Below are 1,505 nucleotides of genomic sequence, written 5' to 3' on the forward strand. Positions count from 1 at the left end.
GTGGCGTGTGTAGCAGCTCCCATCATCGGGGGACCTCGACCCCCACCCAAGCAACGACGCACCCACCCAGCCCCACCCCAAACACACCAATAAATCTTGCCTACCACACCCTCAAATGCGAAGAGCCAACAAAATCCTACACGTCGTCGAGGGGGTCGTCGCACACATCAAAGTCTGGGATATCAGAGCCTGCGACTGCCAGCGGCCACTACGCGCCTTCAAAGAAACCATTGCAGTCACCCTAGCCCTACAGGTCTGTACCAGCCCCTGAATAATCTTCATGAAGACTGGGATCTCCCGGGGGGCGTCCTGTTGGTGCGCCGGTTTGGAACCAATGCTGATATGCTTTTCATGACGGCGCATGGAGTGCTGGAAAAAGGCTCGCCAAGGAAAGGATCATCGCAGCAGGGGCAGGGCCGAAAGGACGGTCAGGGCGATGACGATGGGCTCGAAGAGCCGCTGGCTCATGCGCTCGGCCAGCCGCCGTCCCAGGAGGGCGGAGGCGATGACCACAGGGGCGCCGATCGCTGCCAGCGCCAGGGTGGTGGGGTTGACCAGTCCGATGGCGATGGAGAAGGGCAGCTTGACCAGGTTGACGGCGAAGAAGAACCAGGCGGTGGTGCCCAGGAAGGCCCTGACCGGGTAGCGGCAGGCCAGGAAGTACATGGAGGTCACTGGCCCGCCCGCGTTGGCGACCATGGTGGTCAGGCCCGCCAGGGTGCCGTACAGCAGGCGGGTGGGGCGGGAGGAGGCCGTGTCGTGCCCTGCGGTCGCGGCGGGGGCGCCCGGTGCTGCGGAGCGATGGCGCTGCAGGAGGGTCAGGGCGATGAGCAGCAGCAGGATGACGCCGATGGCGCGCCGGATGGCGGTATCGGAGGCCACGTGCAGCAGGAGCGCGCCCGCGGCCACTCCTGCGACCACGGAGGGCACCAGGCGCCGCAGCATGACCAGGTAGGCGTCATGCCAGTAGCTGCGCACCGCCAGCAGGTCACCGGTCATGAGCAGGAGCAGCATGAGCCCGGTGGACTGCCTGGCGGGCAGGATCGCCGCGCACAGGGCGACCGCGATGGTGGCCGCCCCGGGCAGGGCGGTCTTGGCCAGGCCCGCCAGGGCGGCGGCCAGGAGCAGGAGGATCCAGGACAGGGCCGGGAGCTCGGGGGGCACAGTCGGTTCTCTCCTTGTGGGCAGCGGGCGCCGTGGGAAGACGGTCGCAGGCTCCGCCGCGCTCTCCGAGCCCGGGCCTGCGTGTGGTGGGCGTGATGCTTGAGCCCGGCCTGCGACCGGGCAGCTGCCTGTTGCACATCTTCAGGCCCTGATCCACCAAGCGGCCCCTACTTATCCGCGGAATCCTGGTGATGCTCGAGGATGGGCCGGGCTGAAGATGTGCAGCGGGCGGGCCGCTGCACATCTTGGGCCGGAGCCGCAGCGTGATCATGCGGGAAAGTCGGGGCCGGCGGCCATGGAGGGCCGTGAAGATGTGCAACAGGTGGGGGTGGGGTGGGGGG

The 1,505-nt window shown here is 67.5% G+C and carries 1 protein-coding gene; it reads right to left on the reverse strand.

The annotated features are described in order from the left end of the window. Nucleotides 1–396 precede the first annotated feature (396 nt). Entirely contained in the window at nt 397–1,164 is a 768-nt protein-coding gene (locus J5X07_RS12705; RefSeq protein ID WP_208480043.1) for a sulfite exporter TauE/SafE family protein, read from the reverse strand. Between the last annotated feature and the right edge of the window lie 341 nt (nt 1,165–1,505).

Source organism: Actinomyces bowdenii, assembly GCF_017592395.1.
In the GTDB taxonomy this organism is placed as follows: domain Bacteria; phylum Actinomycetota; class Actinomycetes; order Actinomycetales; family Actinomycetaceae; genus Actinomyces; species Actinomyces bowdenii.